This window comes from Marivirga sericea, assembly GCF_900177665.1.
Taxonomy (GTDB): Bacteria; Bacteroidota; Bacteroidia; order Cytophagales; family Cyclobacteriaceae; genus Marivirga; species Marivirga sericea.
Window position 1 is genome coordinate 25,106 of record NZ_FXAW01000006.1, and the last position, 22,999, is coordinate 48,104.

Sequence of the window (22,999 nt, forward strand, 5' to 3'; positions counted from 1 at the left end):
TCAAAGATTGTACATTCCAATACAGATTTGTTATTAGAATACATTGTCTACTCTAAAATCTTTACCCTGTAAATATTCTTCAAGTGATAATTACTAAATGTATTCCGCTTTAGTCTAATAACCAATACGAGACTGCAAAAAAGTTCGAATAATATGGGATTCTTAAATTTTCTCAACTCATAACCCATTTCATTCACTTCTCTTCAATTATATCAAATCACACTTAAAAGTGTATTAAAAATTCAATCAACATGCGTACTCATAAAACACAGTTCAACAACCTACTTGCTATAAAAAAGATAGTACTAGCAAGCTTTTTACTATTATTCATTTCTACTTTTGAACTTCAAGCGCAACAATTAGCGAAAGTCTCTTCCAATGGAATAGGCTTTTTAGAATATTTGCCAAGCAATTATGACTCGAATGCAGATCTCTATCCAGCCATAATATTTTTGCATGGGAGCGGAGAGAGAGGAGATGGTTCTGCAGCTTCGCTTGAAGCGGTAAAAAAGCATGGCCCGCCAAAACATATCAAAAATGGTGAGACAATGTGCTTTGATAATAACGGTGTTGAAGAATGCTTTATCGTTTTATCCCCTCAAACATCCAGATGGACTTGGGTAGGGTATGAAATGATCCCGTTTGTAGATTATGCATTAGAGACTTACCGCATTGATCCTGAAAGGGTGTATCTGACTGGATTAAGCATGGGTGGCGAGGGCACTTGGAAAGTAGCCTATTCAGAAGAAAATACTACGAATCGCTTTGCAGCACTTGCACCTATCGCAGGCAGAGGAAATTACCAAGACGCTTGTATAGTAGCAGGCCATGAATTAGCTGTCTGGGCATTTCATGGAGAAAATGACGGAGCAATTAGCTTATTTGCAGGAAAGAGTCCTATAAATGGCATGAACCTCTGCAATGCAGACCCTGCACCTATATTTACGGTTTATGAAGGAGTTGGGCATTCGGGTGCATGGCAAAGAGCTTATAAAACTGATAACTCCCTACACTCACCAAATTTATATGAATGGTTTCTTTCGCAAAAAAGACCTGCTACAACTCATGATGATATACCAACTGCACCTGATAATTTAGCTAGTGGTTTTAAGAACGACAATCAAATAAGCCTAAACTGGGATGATAATTCAAATAATGAAACTAATTTCCTAATCGAAAGATCAATCAGTTCAACTACTAATTTCAGTGTAATTCAAAGTACTGAAAGCAATGTGATACAATATAAAGATACTAATTTAACACCAAACACTCAGTACTACTATAGAACAAGAGCTAAGAATAATAATGTCTACTCCCCTTACTCAAATGTTATATCCGTTAAAACTAATGAATTTGTATCTAACGAACCTCAAAGTGTACATATCATCGATAATGAACATCCATCAGTAAGTAAAACCGGAGATTGGATCGTAAGTACCGCAGGCGGTAGCAATAAATATGAAACGAATTATCTCCATGATGGAAATAATCAGAAAGCAGAGAAGGAAATTACCTTTGACGTGGAGTTGGAATCGGGAAGATATGAGGTTTTTGCTTGGTGGTATGCTTACCAAAACAGAGCCTCAAATACACCTTTTGAAATAAATAGTGACGGTGGAACTACTACTGTTTATAAAAACCAAAAACGGAACAATGCTCAGTGGATCTCACTTGGAACCTACGATTTCTCATCCAATGCCATCGTTAAAATCAGTAATGAGAATACAGATGGATATGTGGTTGCAGATGCACTGAAATTTGAATCAGTTGAAACCTTCAGTCCCCAGCCACAATCGGAGCTAATTCTGGATAATCAAGACCAAGGAGTAAATACAAATGGTAATTGGGCATCTAGTTCTTTCGGTGGTAGCAATAAATACCATGAGGATTATTTTCACGATGGTAATGCCCAAAAGGGCAGCAAGAGTGTTAGCTTTAGTACTGCTGTTAGCCCGGGAAATTATGAGGTCTTTGCGAGGTGGTATGCTTATAGCAACAGAGCTACAAACACACCTTTTGAAATAGTCTCATCAACTGGATCTAATACCATTATTAAAAATCAACAACTAAATAATGCGGAATGGGTTTCATTAGGGATATATCAGTTTGAAGAGGTTGCAGAAGTAATTATAAGAAATAATAATACTGACGGCTATGTTGTTGCTGATGCTATCAAGCTAGTACCAACTTCCACGGCTGCAATGGAAGCGAAATCCACACAACCAACAAATACAGAAGAACTACAGATATCTTCTCTTGATGAATTGACGGTTTTTCCAAATCCTGTCCATAACACTTTTACTATAAATTCTCCCTTTGAAGAGCCAATTAGATTTCATTTAAAGATTAGAAATCAAAGCGGACATTTAGAATGGGAACAAATTGTAGAAGAATTGGGAGATATTAAAATACATTTAGACAGAACGCTTATCAATAGTGGTACTAAGTACTTAAGTATCGAAGTGGCAGGCCATCCAATCAAGATACTACAACTACTAATGCTGTAATCCTGTCATATAATAATACTAAAAGAATGACCCATTAAATGATGGGCCATTCTTCCATTTACGCAAGTTCCCCTCCTTCTTACAAAAATCTGAACTATGCACTACCCTTACAAAGAGGGTAACCAAAACACATCAATGCTTCCTTTTTATTCTTCATGTTTGATACCCTTCCTAAGCCTATAATAAAAGCAAATAAATGGGCTTCTATAACCTCAAATCAAATAATTTGAAAAGCTAAATCGCTATTCCCCCTTGAATGGAATTACTGCAGTGACTTTGCGATGAAAACCTTAATAACTAATCAGTTCGTTTCTATTTTAAGTCTTCTAATTCACCTTTTTATTTGAGAATTATTTAGGTAGTTTTAAATATCTTTATGTAAGATTATTTCAAAACTAATTGTCTTCAGTTAACACAGATATGGTAACTCCCTTAAATGTAATCAAACACAGCTTAAAATGAATATCTTAATATTAGGAGCCACTTCTGACATGGCAAAAGCACTGGTTTCAGAACTAGCCAACGACAAACATCACTTTTTTTTAGCAGGGAGAAATATTAATAGGCTAGAGCCTTTTTCAAAGGATTTGCTGATCCGCTTTGATGCACAATCAACTCTAATTGATTTTGATGCACAAGACTGTGAGTCTCACGAAGAATTTTACAAGCAACTAACTCTAAAACCTGAATGGGTCATTAGTTTTATTGGTTATTTAGGTGATCAATCCATAGGACAGACTGTTTGGGAAGAATCCAAAAAAATCATTGAAATCAATTACACAGGAGTCGCCTCTATCCTCAATATTGTTAGCCAAGATATGGAATCCAGAGGTTCAGGCTCAATAGTTTGTGTTTCATCAGTTGCTGGAGACCGTGGCAGAGGTAGCAATTATTTATATGGCAGTACAAAAGCTGGTTTAACCGCCTATCTTTCTGGATTGCGAAATAGATTATGCAAAAAAGGAGTGCATGTAATGACAGTAAAACCTGGGTTTGTTGATACTCAGATGACAGCCGATCTCGATTTACCAAAACCAATAACAGCTAGTCCCGAGCAAGTTGCTAAAGCAATAATAAAAGGACTAAAGAAGCAAAAAAATACCGTTTACATACTACCTATCTGGCGATTGATTATGTTTGTCATCAGAAATATCCCTGAATTTATTTTTAAAAAATTAAAGCTTTGAAGCGTAATCTGGCACTATTTGATTTTGATGGGACTATCTCCAAGAAAGACTCAATGTGGGAGTTTCTTAAATTCTATTCTGGAAAAAATAAAGTTTATGCACTTTTTCTAACACACGCATACTGGTTCCTTTTAATGTACTTCAACATTACTGAAAAAGGGAAAATAAAAGAAAAAATATGGGTCAGCTCATTCAAAAACGCTTCAGTAAAGCAATTTCAGATTAAAGCAACTTCCTTCTCCTTGAACATTTTGCCAACCTTCCTATATAAGGAAGCATTGGAAAAACTACGTGAGCATCAAAATAATGGCGATAGGGTCATAGTGGTATCAGCTTCTGCGGAGGACTGGTTACAGCCCTGGTGTGAAATAAATAATATAGAACTAATAGCTACAAAACTGGAAAAAAAAGACGGTAAATTAACAGGGAAAATGGCAACTTTAAATTGCAAAGGACCCGAAAAAACCCGTAGGATTAAGGAATTACTGAATCTTGATGATTATCAATCTATTTACGCTTATGGTGATTCTGAAGGAGATAAGGAGATGCTACAGATTGCTACCTTTCCAAATTACAGGATATTTAAAAAATAACTTCTTTTACAATTGTCTCTTATTAAGCACGATTTATCTAAAACTTCTTCCCTTAAGTAAGCGATAAACACTGTGTTAAATACTTGTGCTTTAATTGATACCTAGCTTGATTCTAGCACCGATAAAATCTTGGGAATTAAGAAACTATCATTTCACCATTAACCTCTTCGCAAACGTTCTTTTGTGATGAATAATTTGAATCGTATAGGTACCGGAAGCTAAATCGTCAATATTCAAGGAATATTCACTTTTGCCTTCCTGCAAAGTACTGCTATGCACTTCCCTACCAGTCAAATCAACTATTTTGATATTTACAGATTCATCCAATAATTGACTAAGCGCAATATTTATTTCTGTTGAAGCCGGATTAGGGTAAATCATTAAGCTAAAGGACTCTTGTTCAGCATTGCTACTGATTTGATATTCATATACATCTGAGAAGACTTCGCAAAAACCATTCGTAACACTAACCGAGTATGCACCCATCGCTGAAGCTAAAAGTGTGCTGCCAGTCTCCCCTTCAATAGGGTCTTCATTAAAATACCATTGATTTCCCGATTGACTACTTGATTCTAACAATCCGTCCTTTGATGTGATGAATGGCTTATCTATCCCATCGACATTTACAATAACTGCTTTCCGTTCTACACTTTCACAACCGCTTGAATTCACTGCACTATAAAAATAAGTGGTCGTATCATATAAGATTTCTGTCTCATAGGCAGAAGTATCTGACTCATAGATTGGATTTTGAGCCGTTTCACTTAAGTACCATCTATAAATCAAGTCTTCCTGCTTATTATCGACAACAATCCATGCTGGTTCACCAGCACAAATATTCATAGGCTCTACAGTTTCAAGAACCGGAGGAGAATTTAAATTAATTACAAGGGAATCATCAAATTCCATACTACTACAAATAGTTGATTGAGCCTTTACCCTTATCACATTCTCTCCGTTGGATAATTCACTATTAGCTACTTGAAAGCTTATGTTGGTTCCAGTCCCTAACTCTTCTGCCAATATCTCCCCCTTAACCAAAACACTGTAGGTAACACCTAGCTGAGATCCTGACAATCCCACAATGCTGTATTCATCATTCACACAAACATCAGAGGCAGAACTGAACAATTCAATTGACATATCTAGAGAATCCACCAAAACTTTAACCGCTTCCCTGACCTTACTTTCACAACCATTTGAATTTACTGCCGCATAAAAATAGGTGGTCGAGCTGTCTAGAAGAGGCGTTTCAAAAGTGCTTGAAGCTGACTCTAAAATAGGATGATTATCAGATTCGTTTGCATACCATCTAAAACTTAGGTCGTCTTCAGTAGGTTCAACGGTGATTACAGTTGAGCTTCCTTTGCATATTGTTACTGGTAAAACTGCATTTACATTAGGCAACTTCAACCTATCTATTACTATTGAATTATCAAGTTTCACCACTTTGCAATTCGTAAATCCTGCTTCAAAACCAATAATATTTTCTCCAAAATCAAGATCTTCAGCATTAATAGTTAAGCTTATGTCATTTCCAGTACCAACTACCTGATTATTCTGATAACTTCCATTCAGCATCAGGTTATAAATCACATTTTTTTGTGAACCTTCTAAAGTAACAGCTACTTGATTTTCACCTTCACAAACAGTAGAGCTCGATTGAGTCAAGTATAAATCCTGTGCTATTTCCGGCTTCTTAACGACTACTGTAAAACGATCTATCGCTGATGGACCCGTACTATTGACCACTTCAAAATCATAATTAGTTTCAGGGGTAATTCTTATTTCAGTATTGCTATAATGATCAACTAAACTAAACAATTCTCCATCTTGAAAAGACTCCAACTGCTCAAAACTTAAGGAGTAGTTTCCGGTGGACATATTGCTTGTTACTAGTGAAACACTATCTTGACAAAATACTTCAGGCAACTGATTAATAGCTAAATCCACACCATCTTTCGTTGCAGAAGCAATATTAAATATACCATTTGCTCTTTTCCTTCCATGAACATAAGGATTATACATTTCTGAGCCTTCAGCGCTAAATTTTATGAAGGCTTTATCTTCCAAATTATCTTTAGTTAGGCTTACTACTACAACAGGGGATTGAGATGCACTATTTCTGTAAAAACTAGTGTTATTCTGCTTCACCTTTGCAGATTCTGTGATACGTAATTGTGGATTTGCTTCTATAGCTTGTACCCAAAATCCTTGACCAATAGCTATCTCACCATCAAACAAAGACTCATTTACTCCTACCCCTGCATAATAGAATTTTCCTCCACCAGGATAATCTGCATCCCACACAGATACTATTGGTCCAAGGCCTTGACTGGTCCAACCTGTTGCTCCCCATTGAATAGGAGATTGATATGGATTGGCTACTAAATTCCATCCGTCTCCCAGGCCCCCATTAGCAAGTGGATCACCCGTACCAGGTGTTAATGAAAAATCAAAATCACCCTGAACTGCCTCTCCCGAAAGCTCTAATGTAAGAGGATTATTAAGATCCCTCATGTAAACCGCAAAGCCTTTTCCTGGCTCCATAACCTCTTGATTGCTCACAGTGGGATAAGCCATCCATTTTGCTGTTTGAGTTTCATCATAATAGAATACAGAGGGGCTACTTCCCAAGCCCGAACCTGTAGAACTACCAGTAAAAGCACCTGTAATCGCAATATGTTCTTGCCAATCAGCAACGGTGGCATTTTTCACCATACTTCCATAATACCTATATAATTTGCTAGCTGGAGGAGCTACATATCTCTGCGCCTTTATAGCACCCTGAATCTCCCCTCTATTTTGTATTTCACTAATATAGGCCGTTCCTGCAGCAGTAGAGACCATTGTTAAATTACCTCTTACATCCACAATACCATCTATAACCTCCAGTTCTTCTGAGATATGAAGTGGAGAATTGATTTCAACTTTACCGAGATTGACCATGTCTGCAACCAATGAATTTAGTGTATCGCCTCCTGGCTCAAAGTATAAGTGCGAAGTTAAGGTAGAAGTAGAATGAATTTCCAAATTACCGTTGTTAGATTTGATTTTTCCAGTTTGATTTTCGGGGTTAATAACTCCTCTACCGTTAACCACCAAATTGTGCGCGCCAATATCCAAACTCGCCCCATCTTCTATTATAATTCCTCCTCCTGCTGCGTTTCCTACACTTACTTGCAAATTAGGACTTTCCGTATTGAAGACCACATCGGCACCATCTCTCACTTGCAGTGCATACAAATTAATATTTTCACTAAACGTTTCAATCTGTTGTGAACCTGTTCCTGCCATCACAAGACTTAACATTTGTCCTGTTTGAGCACTAGCTCCAATTCCATGAAAAGAAACGGATCCCTTAGCCACTATTGTGGTTCCGTTTGGATCTACGCCATTCATCGCTACTCCATCAGATACATTTAAGGTACCTTCAATGGTGACATTACCGGCTTCAAATTGCTTTGTGGAACCAGTACTACCTAAATTGAGATTACCATACTTAGCAGCTGGTATAGCACTATTTGCCGAATTAAAACTTACCGTTGAGGATGGGTGCATCTCTATAAATTCAGGTGAGGTATCTACATTTATGTCTACGCTGGCATTTGACAGTGCAGATATAGTACCTGTGAAATTGGCATCAAGGGTTAAAATCACATCATTTGAAACTTGTAACCTTGAACCAGCTCCTGAGATTGTCCAATCACTACCTAAAGTAGCATTGCTATTTAATATAAATAAATGATTTTCTGAGGTGAAGTCGGTTGGTGCTGTACCGCTACCATTTTCCTCTGAATTCCAGCTGTTCACATCATTTAAACCTCCTGATGGTTCGTAATAGTAAGTGATTAAACCGCCTGCAGCTGGGGCTGTATTGATAATTAAATCATTTGAGAATGCGGATTTATTACCATTCCTATCTACAGACCTTACGGTATAGAGATATTCGTAATCGGGAACAAGACCAGTTACACTTAGAGTAGCTTCTTTGGTAGTCGCGATCAATGCGCCATTTTGATACACTTCGTATCCACTTAAACTGACATTATCTGTGGCCGTATTCCATAACAAATCTAAGCTGTTCTCTGTAATATTATTGGCTACTAGGTTTTGAGGAACAGAAGGTGCTATCCTATCTAAAGCTACATCAGCCGAAAGATGCTCTTCTATTACAAGGGAATTAAAAAGACCATATTGTGCCGCATTTTCATTGGAAGCATCTACCTCAAACAAAATTGTGCTATTATCGTCAGGAAAAACATCATGAATAGTAGATGTCCGGTATCTATTGCTTTTACCAAATCCGGTAACTGTTTTTTCTCCTACGGTATAATCTGTAATGGCAAACAAGGCACCTCCATGTGATCCCATAAAAGTAAGATCATAGGCCATATCATCAGATAAATTACTTAAACGAAATAAACCAGGAGCCGCATTCGGCTCAAAATAATAGTAGGCCTGCATGACTGCTGCTGGATAAACCAGACCTTCACTAGTGAATCCATTTTTATTGTTACTACCATCACCAATATCCTCTATGGATAATTCCACTCCAACAGCGTTACTCTCCATATCGATTAGATTATCGAAAACAAGACCTGTTGTTGGTACTCTGTTGGTATTATTCCATGGGGCAGCTGCCTGCAAATAGTCGGAAATATCCGTATTAATATTAATCAATATCTTATTATTAATAGTAACTGCGGCTTTCTCAGCTGTGAATTCAGAAGTGCTATTGGCTGAAATAGCTCTCACCTTATAAATCATTGCGGTATTTGGAACCAGGCCATTATGTAAATAATACTCCGAATCGGATGAAACAGTATTTAATAAAGTAAACGTTTTCCCAATTTCATCCGTCACATAAATTTCATAACCAGTTTCATTCACTGAATTATCCTGCCATCTCAACTCTATTTCTGTCTTCGATATACCCTTTACCATAAAATCGGATGGTTCAAGCGGAGCCTCTCCTGGAATATTTTCTCTTACTACCAAAGCATTGATAAACATCGCCTCTGTTAGCGCATCAAACCGATCTAAAACGATATCAATTTCTCCACTTGGATTCGGTTGAATTCCGCTAAAAGACAATATGTTATCTTCATTTTTTGTAACGTTTATATTGTCGCGATTTTTGTTTTGAACAGTGAAATTTGTTTCCGTATTTAGCCATTCGTTACTTGATGATAACAACTCAATTGTATAGAGTTTTGCATTATCCAATCCCGTCAGCTTTAAAGAGGCTGAAGTATTGTTACTGCGCCAATAATTTTGAAACACTTCATCTTCAAAAATAAAGCTATTACTACCACTTGACATACCATCTGCTGCAGCAATAGACCATCCACTTCCTATTTCCAGACTTATGTTGCTGGCTACCCCATCAAAATCCTCTATAGAATTGTAAGTGGTTCCTTGAGCAAAACTTCCATCTATATTATTCCATGGGGAACTAGCGTTTGCATTATCCCCAAAGTTCAAATAAACAGTATTAGCGAAATCATTATCGACCACCTGAATATTAAAAGACACTTCACTACTTAATCCAAAAATATCGGTTGCTTCCACAATATTATTACCGTAAAAACCAGCATCATTTGCAGCTGGATTTAAATTTAAGACCCCAGTACCATCTGCATTATCAACTAATTCTACGAAGCCAGGTAAGGACGCCCCATTTAAGATGATGTCATCTCCTTCAGCATCTGTAGCAGTTAATGGGATTGATAGGGTTTCACCCACAGACATGGTCACATTTTGGATAGTAGCTAAAGCAGGAGCACTATTTTGTGTAGTTATAAAAGCTACTGAAGACTCTGCAGTGCCGGTTGAATTTACCGCTCTCACTTTGTAGTAATAGGTAGTGTTTCCGCTTAAATTTTCATCTGTATAACTTCCTTGATTAGCAGCTACTGAGGCAACATTTTCAAATGGTCCAGTTTCTGAAACTTCAGACCGATCGATTTCAAATCTTTGTTCATTGTTAGAGTTATCATTCCAAGTCAATTCAATTTCAGAATTGGACACTGCTGTTAACGCTAAGTTGGAAGGAGCTGCAGGAGGCAAACCATCTTCGTAATAAACATCAACGACCATTCCATTTAATATAAATGTAGTACCCCCGCTTACCGCCACCTGTAACACACCTTGAGAATTAGGCTTTATTTTTTTAAAAGTGACCGTATCTGAAGTGTTATTATAAAAATTAATATTCCTACTCGTACCATTAATATTAATTGCAGTAAAATTAGAAGCTTGCAAAATGTTAGATCCTGCGTAAAACGATAAATCGTAAGATAAACCAGGATTTAAATTTCTAAGCTCAAAATTTGCACCTCCACCATTAAACTTCCTTAAATAAGACTGGACTACTTCTACTGGAAAAAGTTGAGAACTCAAGGTGGATGTTTCATTGTTTTGGTACCAACCGCCACCAACGAAATGTATTATTTCATTCGTAACACCATCATTCGAGAGCAAAGGAATTTCTTGTTTGGCACCGAAACCTGCGGGTATATTAGTCCATGGTGAAGGTGCGTTGCTACCATAATTCACGAAAACTGAATAATTTCTATTTACAGATTCGACAACCAAATTAAAGGATACCTCAGAAAACCCTCCATTACCATCGCCTGCTAATAATTTGATATTATTGAAGATACCTGATTGATTTATTTCAGGAGAAATAGTAAACGTGCCACTTCCATTTCCATTATCAACAAATGAAACAAAAGCAGGTTCATTTGAAGCAGACAGCACTAAGGAACTAGGTGTTTCATCACCTACAATTACCACGAAAGAATTAGTAAACCCTTCCTTCATTACAATATTACTAATAGGCGTTACAACTGGATTTTCATTATTGCTTATAGTAACTAAAAAACTTTCCGAATCCGTACCTCCAGAGCCATCGTCTGCAATCACTTCAACTGTATATACGTCAGCATTTATTAAATCCGACACTATAGTTAATTGACCTGAACCATAGCCGTTATCCGTGAAACTCATAAAAGTAGGCAAGCCATTGGTAAAACTAAAAGTTATTGGGTCACCATCAGGATCATTGGCTATAATAGGCAATTCCAGCGTGTTGCCATATTTTACTGACCTGTCAATGATTGACTCAATTACAGGCGGATTATTATCAGTAGTTATATTTAGTGTAGGTGTGAAACCCGAAAAGTTACCATCTCCTTTGGCTCTAATTCTATAATAGTACGTACTGTTCCCTTCTGTTTGTTCATCTAAATAGGTCATTATATCAGATGCTGTGGTATGTATCAATGTAAAGGTTGATTCGACTGATGAGGTAGATCGGTAGATTTCAAATCCTACTTCAGTTGTGGCATTATCTGACCAATTTAACCTCACTGAACTGCTGTTTTCTACTTCTAAACTTAAATTACCAGGCGCTGCCGGTGCCGCAGGGTTGGCCGCTGTAGTAGCAGGAACTGGCGTTGTAAAAGCAGAGCTCCCGTTTAAATTAATGGCTTTAATTTTATAATAGTAAGTTGTACCACCCGATAAATTAGTATCGCTCCAACTTACTGCATTTGCAGCAGCTAAATGCACCAATTGATACCCTAAATTTTGGTTGAGAGAACGATAGATTTCAAAATTATCCTCATTATTACTGTTATCCACCCAACTTAAATCAATTTGCTTATTGGAGATAACTGTTGCTTGAAGACCTGAAGGCTGAGCTGGAAAACCTGATAATTCAAAGCTGTTATTGAATAGTCTGTTATCTGGTATATACTGCTTACTTATTCCAGGCCCTTGCCATCTTACTTCCAAACACTGGCCCCCTCCATTTTCAAACATAGGCACCCTGATCGCTGCTAAACCTGCAGGTAAATTCACAGTACCACTGCGTTGCTGGCAACCATGAGTACCATCGTTATCAACAATTAACTGATTATTGATGTATAACTTTGAACCATCATCTGAGTTAGTAAAGAATGTGTACTCTCCTGCAGTTGGAATTTCGACAAGACCTTCAAAAATAAATGCAAACCGATCTGAACGCTCTCTTACACTTATATCAAAATTATTCACTATGCCTGTTTTTATAACAGTCGCATTTGATTCTATCTGATCAACACTACTAAAATTACCATGGTGATAATAGGTATAATTTAACCCTTGGCTCACAGAGGTTTTGGCCGTTACCTGATTGCTGGGCAATGAAATATTACCTGTCGCATCTTTGGCTTTCACTACATAGCTATAGGTTTGATTGATTGCCAGGCCCGTATTGGTATATTGAAATTGCTCACTGGACAGAGAAGCTACCAAAGCATTATTTCGAAATATATCATAGCTTACTACTCCAATATTATCTGTAGAAGCAGTCCATTCAATACTAACGCTATTCGTGGTTGATCCAATCAGATTTAAGACGGGTGCAGAAGGAGCATCGCTATCCACCAAAGTAGAAGCACTCACTTCCCCTGTATAATCAGAACCACCTGAATTATTGACTGCACGCATTCGATAATAGTAAGTAGTGTTAGCATCTAAAGGAGTATCAATAAAAGATTGCGGATTGCTTCCGTTTGTAGAGGGGAGTCTCTGAATTAACGCATACCCTGTTCCACTTTGTACACTTCGGTACAACTCAAATGCTAACTCATCAGATGAATTATCATCCCAGTTAATAACAATACTATTGTCATTTAATATGTTTGCTGAGAAGTTAGTTGGTTTTGCAGGCACATTTAATCCATTTTCCGTTGTAACTATTAATGGATCTGAAGGCTCACTAAAGCAAGGCTGCGGTGGTGCCTGAAATTCGGACGGAATGGTTTCAGCTTCATCTTGGAAGCCTAATTCTTGAGCTGTCCTAACACTTACAGCATACTCCCCCTCTGCAGAAGTGGTGTAACTAGAACTATTGGCCCCAGAAATAATAACATCATTTCTAAACCATCTATAAAAATCTAGTCCTTGCGGACCTAAAATCTCTACGGTCTGCTGACCAGCAAGAGTAGGTAGATTAAGACTTTGATTCTCTACACTAACACTAGGTTGAACAGCACCTTCCAAATCTCTATTAACATCAACTGGTTTCGACCATTTTGTCCAAACACCATTTGCACGTTGGAAGCGAACATAATAATTTCCCGTGCTTGTCACATTAATAGTGTTCGACCCTGAACCTGTGGCTATGAAATTGGTACTTGTTGTATCATTTTTTACCCATTGGTAATTAGCAAAACCAGCTGTGACCCCTAAAGTAATATTTATGGGGTCCCCTTCACAAAAGGAACTCTGACCATAAAGCACCGTAATGTCTGTTTTATGCTTTTCTAAAAACCAAGGAAAAAACTCTGATTTAGAATATTGTGCATTCCATGTACCATGCCCAGTTGTAGGCATATAACTATACCGAATATTTGCGCCTTGATTTCTCCAACTTGTGACCCTACTATTACCTGTAACAGGTGTAGGATTTCTATCTCTACCTCCTTGCGAAAGCCAAGTAGGGATAAATCTTGTGACTCCAGCAGTATTACCACCGACCACTCCTGACATAGGGAAAATAGCAGCTGCGTACTGCGGATATTGAAAGGCAAATCTCCAGACGCCCTCGGCTCCTAAAGAAAGTCCGTGTACATAAATTCGGTCTGGGTCAGCATGATTTTTAGCGATTAATTCATCAAGTAAATTAACAACAGATGTTAAGTTACCGCCATCCCAACTAACACCAGTTGTTTGAGGATATACTGCCATACCAGGGAATTCTCCACTATTGATAGCATTTAGTGTTCTTTGTCCACCATGTTTTAACTGATTTTCATTGTCGGTGCCTCTCTCACCAAAACCGTGAAAAAATAAAATGACAGGATATTTCTTCGTTCCGTTGAGTGAGTCGTAATTGTTAGGGTATTTAATTCTGAAATGTTGGCCTTGAAACGTATAAGATTTGTAAGGGTGAGCCCAATTAAAAAGCACTTCATTAGGATATTCTTCGAATTGAGAATACCCTTGGCTCGCTATTAAAACAGCAAAGAGCAAGAAGATGTAATATTTTTTCATTTTTAATTGGTATTAAAAAATACACTTTCTACAAAATTAAAGCTAATTGTTTGTAAAATTCAATTAAATTCATAAATAATTCTTTTTTTAGACGAAGATAACAATTACAAAGATGAAATAATTTAAAAAACAGCAAGATTTTTAATACTCATGATGTAAGTTCTATTTGGAATACTATGCCAGGAAAATGATAGTGGCTAACTATCCCTAAGGTCTTTAACTGAGTACTTTTTTGAGGTAGACAAACTCAACATAATTCTTGCAATTCACAAATAGCCATCGCACTTTTCACACAGCTCAATTTTTTATGATAACTAAAGAAAGTAAAAAGTTGTGATGCTAAAATATAACTTTGCTCATTTAAACAAATCACGACTACTCCCTTGACAAAATATCAAAAACTAAAACAGGGAGAAATGTGAGGGCACTCCTTTGTTGCAGTGAACTAACAGCCGATTAAATAGCGACTCCTTTTAGGGAAAATCAGCTTTATCAATCGGACAACTACTAAGGAAATGATTAATGTGAGCCCAAAGACCATAATCCAATTAACTAAGCTGCCCTTTAAAAACCAAGGATACACTCGTTCCGAAACCATTCTAAGTACCAAGAATACTAAATAATGAATAAAAAAGATTCCAAAACTATAGTCCGCAAAAAGGGCTAGAATCTTATTTATTTTTACTGGGACGACATCATCTTTCCTGTATAGTAGATAAAATAGCCCCCAACATAAAAATATTTTCTGCAAATACTGTAGTTGATCATACCAAATCCCCTCATAGAATACTATGGTTGAAAGGAAGAAAACAATAAATGGAATAATAACTAACCATTTGAATTTTACTGACCAAGATAATATTTTGTCATTATAGTGAGAAAACCACATACCAAAAACATATATGGACAGGAAATGAAAGAAATTCATATGTATGTTATGAAGATCCCCCCTATTACCTCTTTCAATAAAGAATGATAAAACTATTAGGCATGGTAAAATATATTTATAAAAACTTGGTCTGTTATCTAAGAAAACAAAGATGGGTGAAATCAGATAATAGATGAAAATCATGGGAATAAACCAGAAAGGTAAAAGGTGAGTGCCAGTAACAATAAAAACTAGTACCTTTTTAATTAATGACCACTCAAAATAGTTTGGAAATGCATTGTAAACATCTTCTGGAGGACTAACAAACAGCCTAAAAAGTATGACGGGAATGGAAACAATTAAATACGGTAAAATTACAAACTTGATCTTTTTCCCTAAATAAGTTCTGTATCGGTACTTAGATTTTAAATATTGAAATAAATATCCAGCAATAAATACGAATAATACAGTACCATTTCTCCAAACTGCGTCAAGAACAATTTTTACAAAGGGCGCTTCCTTTTGAATGTCCCAGAATAAAAACATATGAGCGGCAACAATAAAAATAATGGCTATACCTCTAAAATTATGGATATAATGAAGAAATGCTTTTTTAGTCATACTGTAAAACAATAAAAATTGGACCTAGGAAAAAAGTGGTTTTAGATCATTTGACTTCCAAAGTCTTCAAGATAAGGATAAATCATTCAAACTTGTAAATCCAAACATCCGAAAATTGCTTGATATTAGAATATATTGCTTGAGTTGATTTTGCATCAACTAAACTATCTGTTTCGAGCTTATAAACGTAATAAAATTGATTTTTCCGATTATACGCCATCTTAAAATTAAAGCCTTGATTAGTATTTGCCCTCACGTAATTTTCTGCATTTTCTTTAGAACTAAACACCCCTGTTACTACATAGAACCCTTTTTCCATAAGCGGCACTCCATCAGGTTTCTCAACTGTTCTAATTACTTCCTCGTTTTCGCTACTCATAAGATCCGTATCTTCCCACTCTTCTAGCAGCTGATTGTAATTAGCACTGTCTAACTCTGAATTGCTACTGACGTTACTCACAGCTACCGAATCCACTTTTTTAGAAACAACCTTAGCTTTTTCAAATGCAACCTCTTTTTTAGATTGCTGAGCTATATCATTAGCAGTATTTGGCTGCTCACTTTTTAAAGTCCTCTCAATTTGAGGTTGTGACACTTCTTCACTTATCACTGGAGATCTACTAGATCCTCTATTAAAATTAAATCTCAACATTAATTCATGAGACCCACTACGTACATTATTTATCTCCCTTGGCGGAAATTCAAAGGCATAACTAAATCGTAGATTTCGCATCAAATTAAAACCTACAAAAACTGCTGGATTACTCTCATACCTATAAGCACCTCCAACCCAAATTTTGTCAAGATAGTAGAAGACACCAGCTGCTTCAGCTTGTTGGAAATTCGTACCTAATCTACTATACAGTAAGTAGGGCTCAAAAGCGATTGGGTTATTCTTGAAATGAAACCGATAACTGAAAGAACCTACTACGCTTTCCAGATTTGAAAATTTCAGATCACTTAGATTGTCTTGAGAATAGGGGTTCCCTTCAAAAATATTTACAACTGCAACACCAATTTTCAGTTCTTTTAATTGGTACATAAAGCCGAAATTACCATCGGCATATAAGGTTGAATTTAAGGAATTACTCAATGCCGGATCTGAAAGATCAACTTGATTTAGATCAAGTCCATATCTTCCTATTCCAGCAGAGAGACCAAAAGTAACAGATTGTTGAACACCTATCGGCAAACGATAACCAACTGTCATAAGCGCAACATTCTTTTCTAGGATCACAACACTTTCGTGGGTAAAAGTCAAGCCTAATCTAACATTGGATTTCGCTGCATGTTCTAAAGTAAATGTCCCTGAAACGGGAGCATCATCGATTCCTAACCATTGCTGTCTATAAACGGTATTGAGCACTGTACCTCCTTCAACACCAACATAAGCTGGATTGTATAAGAATGGATTAAAATAAAATTGGTTATATACAGATAAATCTTGAGCATACCCCTTATTAAAACAAAAGAGAATAGTAAGAATCGCTGATCCCCAAACAAAATGCAATACTCTTTTCATTACTTCTTAATTCTTATACCACCTCTCTTAACAAAATTGCCTTCGCAGCTTATCAAGTAAAAATAAGCACCCTCATCTAATATTCTTCCGTTTTGATCAGCGCCATTCCAATTATTTTGATAGTTGGTGTCCTCAAAGATTTTTACACCTAACTTATTGTAGACAATGAGAGAACAATCATTTAAATTATTTAAGGTTTCAGAAACCCATACATCATTAATACCATCACCATTCGGAGTAAAGAGTTTTGTGAAATTTGCTGAAGTCACTGGTTCATCCTCAGCAGCAACCACAAATACCTTTAACCTATCTGACGAACTTAAACTGTCGTCATCCGTCACTGACAATTGAAAAGTATAACTTCCCAATTCTAAATTTTCTACAACAGTAAATGACGAATCTGGGGTGCTAAACGATATTTCACCTCCTTCAATCAGCTCCCATAGATATTGAATAATTGTTCCATCATCGTCCTTCGCTTCTCCCATAAGTTCCACAGAATTTTTAGGTAGCTGAACAGTTATGTCCTCTCCCACCTCAACAACAGGTGCTATATCGTCATCATCATCATCACCATCTGAAGTCACTATTACCTGTAAAAGATCGAAAGCTGATGCGCCTTTATTATCAGTTACAATGAACTGAAATACATAGGTCCCTTCAACGAAACCACTAATTTCTGTGATGCTTTGATCAGGATTACCGAAAACTACATTGTTTGGTCCGTCTAATTGAGTCCATAAAACCCCCTCTATGGTTCCATCCAAATCCATACCTTCTCCTTTCAAAGTCATACTAGTTACTGGAAGTAAAAGCGTTGTATCAGCTCCTGAAAAAGCAAATGGCTTTTGATTGGCTTTTGCAGTAATTGTAACTAAATCAAAATTTTGCAAATCTTCACTGCTTTGCGCCACAAGACGAAAAATATAAACTCCTGGTTCTAAGTCCTCTACAGTTGCTTCCAAATTATCTGAATTAAGGATACTTGAGGTGGAAGGACCTGACAATTGTTCCCAGCTTATCCACTCAATTATGCCTACAGTTGTACTAGCTTGTCCGCTCAACCGTACTTCCTCCACAGGTAAAATAATGCTCTGGTCTTCACCTGCATCAACAAGAGGAGGTTCAATAGGTAATGCATTATTTACGGTTACAGAAACATCATCAAATCCAATTTCACCTTTATTATCTGTTACAGTAAGTCTAAACACGTAAAAACCAGCTATTAAATCGTCTATCTGCAAGATTAGATTGTCTATCCCTGACAGAGACGCTTGATTTGGTCCAAATTGCTGCGCCCACTGGATATTTTGAATAGTTCCATCAATGTCAATAGCTTCCCCTTGGAGTTGAGTTTGATTTTCAGGTAAAACCAACGTCACATTGTCACCTGCAATTGCTTCAGGAGGCATGTTAGGTAATGATGCGTTTACTCTAACATTTAATTGATCAAAACCCTTTAATCCTTGATTATCCGTTGCCTCTAATCTAAAGACATAAGTCCCCACTTGTAAATTATTCACTTCTGTAGTAAAATCAGAAGAACTTGTAATACTGGCGGTTGAAGGACCGCTTACATTAGTCCAACTACTGGATGAGATTGTACCATCATTATCAATTGCTTCTCCGCTAAGTATAGCACTATTTTCTGGCGCAAAAATCAGTTGGTTAGTACCAGAATTTACAATTGGAGGTTGATTGGCTAAAGCTTCTAATATTCTAATATTAACCTCATCAAAACTGCTAACTCCTGAATTATCGGTTACTGTAATTCTATAAACATAGGTACCTAGACCTAAATCCTCTACTTGCAAATCCAATGCAGTAGGACTAAGTAGGGTAGAAGGAGAAGGGCCGCTAATTTGCTCCCAATTTATACTTGTAATAGTACCATCAGTGTCATTAGCAGTTGCACTCAGAGATCCGCTAGTCTGCGGTAAATTAATTATTTGATTATTGGAAGCTATTACATTCGGTGGTTGATTAGCAGGTTGAGGATTAACTCTAACGTTTACCTGATCAAATGCTTCCCCGCCGTTATTATCGAAAGCAGTTAGCCTAAAAGTATAAATTCCTTCGACAAGCCCATTTACCGAAGTTGTTAGCTGGTCTTCGCTGGCTAAACTCGCTATATTAGGCCCCTGTGTTTGTGTCCAGTTGTAGCTTGAAATCATACCATCAACATCAAATGCATTTCCATTTAACTCTACAGAATTGCTAGGTAGTGTAATAGATATGTTAGAGCCCGCATTAGCAGAAGGTAATTGATTACCTGGAACCGTTAAGACTGTAATCCTGATATCGTCAGATCCTTCTGCACCATCATCATCTATTGCCGTGAATCGAAGGGTATAATTTCCTTCGATAAAACCTGTGAAAGTAGGTGTGGCAGTGGTTATATTAGTACCCTCTAACACGATAGGTCCATTTAACTGCGACCATTGAATGCTATTTACAGTTCCATCTCCATCTGTATAACTACCATTCAAGATCACCTCATTTACTGGTAATGAGACTTGTAGATCACTTCCGGCATTGACATTGGGAGGCATATTAGGCGGCACAGGATTAACAGTTATCCGAACTTGATCATTATCCACTAATCCGTCATTGTCTTCTATATTTAGATTCATAGTATAGACTCCGACAATCAAATCACTTATACTAGTATTTAAACTTAACGGATCAGCAATATTGACAATATTCGGACCACCAACTTGCTCCCAAATAGTATAGGTTACTTCTCCATCAGAATCGGTTGCAGATCCGTTAAGACTAGCATTACTTTGCGTAAGAGTAATAGTAATATCCTCTCCTGCATCAGCTTCTGGGGTTGAATTAGGAACATTCACAAATATTCTAATTTGATCGCTAGCAGAGATAGCACCATCATTATCAACTACACTGAGACTAAATGTATAAATACCTTCTTCAAGCCCTGAAATAGCTAAGTCCTTAACCTCAAAATCAACTATATCATCAATATTACCCTCACCAGCATCGAACACATTCCAAATATAAGATTCGATGGTACCATCTGAATCGGTACCTCCCCCAAATAATGTAGTACTATTGTTTGGCAAAACAAGAAATAAATCTTCGCCAGCATTTGCCGTAGGAGGAACATTAATTGGCTGAGGCAACACTGTTAAGTTCATCTGATCAGTATCAGTTGCACCATCATTATCTGTTACTGAAAATCTAAAACTATAAACTCCCTCTATAAGGTTCTGAACAGCTGTGGTAGCTGAGTTGGCCTCAACTATTGTAGCAGTGTTAGGTCCGGTTATTTGCGTCCAACTATAAACATCTATACTACCATCACTATCCGTAGCGCTTCCTTGTAAATCCGCCTCATCAGTAGGCAATGTAATACTGATATCAATCCCAGCACTTGCTTCTGGAACTTCATTCTGATCAGCAAAAACAGTTAACACCACCTGATCAGAAGCTGAAGCACCTTCATTATCGGTCACAGTAATAGTAAATTGATAAACCCCTTCAATCAGATTGCTTAAATTAGCTTCTTGATTATTCAATGTATTTGAGGTAGCAGTATTGGGACCTGATATTTGTTCCCACTGATAAGACTCAATAGTTCCATCTACATCAGAAGCAGTAGCATTTAAAGTAGCACTATTTATTGGTAAAGTTAAATCTAGGTCTGCTCCTCCGTTTACTGTAGGTGGCTCATTTGGTGGTTCAGGTAATACGGTAACTTGTACATTATCAGTATTGAAGCTTCCATCATTATCTGTTACAGTGAGAGAAAAAGTATAAATCCCATCAATTAGGCCTGTAACATCAGTATCTTGAGTAAGCGGAGTCATTAAGGAAGCAACATTAGGTCCATTCTGTTGTTCCCAAAGGTAAGAATCAATTGTCCCGTCACTGTCAGTTGCTGACCCTTGCAAATTGAAGGTGTTTTGAGGTAATGTAATTATTTCATTATCGCCGGCATTTGCTACAGGAGGGTCATTGGGCGGAATAGGTAAAACATTGATTGTTACCTGATCACTATCACTATCCCCATCATCGTCTGTCACAGTTAAGGTATATACATAGGAGCCCTGAATCAAATTATTAATAGTGATTTCATTCACATTTAAATCGCTTGAGGCAGCAGTGTTTGGACCACTACTCTGAACCCAGCTATACGATTCAACAATTCCATCAGAATCAGTTGCAGACCCCGAAACGATAATTGAATTAGCAGGTAGCGTGATTTCTAAATCATTTCCAGCATCTGCGATTGGAGGGTTATTGGGTGGTTCGGGCTGAACAGTGACCAGCACATTATCTGTTGATGTAGCAGATTCGTTATCAATAACAGTTAAATTGAAAATGTAGATACCTTCAATTAGATTATTTATTTCAGTGCTTAAATCATTTGATGAAACGATCCCCGCGGTATTTGGACCAGAAACTTGTTCCCAAAATATGCTTTCAATAGTACCATCTGAATCTATAGCAGATCCGTTTAAAGTTAAAAAATTAGCTGGCAATACAATTACCTCATTATTTCCCGCATCAACAGTTGGTGGAATATTAACCGGTTCAGGGAGTACTGTAATGGTTACCTGATCTGCATCAACTAATCCGTCATTATCTGTTACCGTTATACTGTAGCTGTAAGATCCTTCTATTAGACCACTTAATGTCAAATTCAATTGATCTAAATCACTTTGCGCAGGTGTGTTAGGTCCAGAAACTCTTGCCCATAGAATACTCGTTATCTCACCATCTCCATCGACAGCAGTAGCTGATAAATCTACGGAGTTTTCAGGCAAAATAATACTTACATCATCCCCAGCATCAACAGTGGGTGATTGCAGAGCCGGTTCCCCCATGCTTTGAGCCAAAAACCATTGGTACAAATTAGGAGTGTGGAGAGAATTATCAGTTCTATAGGCTCTATTCCAAGTGCCTGAATGCCCCACATTCTCATACAAAGTAAATATTGGGACTGGATCGGGGTTACAATCTAGCATCCCGAGGTACGGTTTTCTCCCTTGCCAGTATGAAATTGCTCCGTCACTATCTCCATGAAAAAGCCAAACTGGTGTATTATCTTCTGCTACCTTGCAAGCTTTAGCCTGATCACCCCTCCCCGCAATCGGAGAAAGTGCAGCAAATCTATTGGGAACATTTTCATCACTGTAGGCAATCTTCCAAGTACCCTCTCCTCCCATACTTAAACCAGTCAAATAAACACGTGAAGGATCTATTCGATAATTATCTATTGCATAATCTACAAAAGGAATGATTTCATAACCCACAAAAGTCCATCTACTAGTTTGTGGAGACAGAACGATAAAACATTCTTCGACTCCATTATACTCAAAACACATATTATGGCCATCTCGAATAAGTTTTGGAGGTCCATTACTTTTTAATTTTTCAAGGTCTCCAGCTGAGCCATTCCCTCTTTCTCCGCTACCGTGAAGAAAAATAATAACTGGATACAGATCAGTATTTTCACTGTAACCCGGGGGCAAGTATTCTAAGTAACCAAGGTCGTTGGCATCTTTTTTAGGTGTTTGTTGCGCATCAGCTCTATTAATAGATATAAAAAATAGTAGCAAATAAGCAATAAGTCCTAAATGGAACCATTTTTTTAATATTACCGAAGTTGTTCCAATTTTACCTGCCAT

The 22,999-nt window shown here is 37.2% G+C and carries 7 protein-coding genes; 3 read left to right on the forward strand and 4 right to left on the reverse strand.

Going from position 1 to position 22,999, the window contains the following annotated elements; all coding sequences use genetic code 11:
- Positions 1-251: 251 nt before the first annotated feature.
- From B9Y84_RS13875 to B9Y84_RS13885, 3 genes are all read left to right on the forward strand, one after another.
- The gene (locus B9Y84_RS13875) at positions 252-2,507 is read left to right on the forward strand and encodes a golvesin C-terminal-like domain-containing protein (RefSeq protein WP_085517996.1); all 2,256 of its coding nucleotides are present in this window, start codon (positions 252-254) and stop codon (positions 2,505-2,507) included.
- A 458-nt stretch (positions 2,508-2,965) separates the two neighbouring features.
- Positions 2,966-3,694 carry an SDR family oxidoreductase gene (locus B9Y84_RS13880; protein ID WP_085517997.1) on the forward strand — a complete coding sequence of 243 codons (729 nt, stop codon included), beginning with the start codon at positions 2,966-2,968 and terminating at the stop codon, positions 3,692-3,694.
- Positions 3,691-4,287, forward strand: coding sequence for an HAD-IB family hydrolase (locus B9Y84_RS13885; protein ID WP_085517998.1), 597 nt, complete (start codon positions 3,691-3,693; stop codon positions 4,285-4,287). The genes B9Y84_RS13880 and B9Y84_RS13885 overlap by 4 nt, the downstream gene beginning before the upstream one ends.
- 147 nt (positions 4,288-4,434) lie before the next feature.
- On the opposite strand, the gene B9Y84_RS13890 is transcribed toward B9Y84_RS13885, so the two are convergent.
- The 4 genes from B9Y84_RS13890 to B9Y84_RS13905 form a co-directional block, all read right to left on the reverse strand.
- Positions 4,435-14,334, reverse strand: coding sequence for a fibronectin type III domain-containing protein (locus B9Y84_RS13890; protein ID WP_085517999.1), 9,900 nt, complete (start codon positions 14,332-14,334; stop codon positions 4,435-4,437).
- Positions 14,335-14,779: 445 nt separating this feature from the next.
- Positions 14,780-15,823, reverse strand: a complete 1,044-nt coding sequence (locus B9Y84_RS13895; RefSeq protein WP_085518000.1) for an acyltransferase — start codon at positions 15,821-15,823, stop codon at positions 14,780-14,782.
- Between the two features lie 82 nt (positions 15,824-15,905).
- Positions 15,906-17,345: a PorP/SprF family type IX secretion system membrane protein gene (locus tag B9Y84_RS13900; protein ID WP_085518001.1), complete on the reverse strand. Its 1,440-nt coding sequence runs from the start codon at positions 17,343-17,345 to the stop codon at positions 15,906-15,908.
- The gene (locus tag B9Y84_RS13905; protein ID WP_085518002.1) at positions 17,345-22,999 is read right to left on the reverse strand and encodes a PKD domain-containing protein; all 5,655 of its coding nucleotides are present in this window, start codon (positions 22,997-22,999) and stop codon (positions 17,345-17,347) included. Before B9Y84_RS13905 ends, B9Y84_RS13900 begins: the two co-directional genes overlap by 1 nt.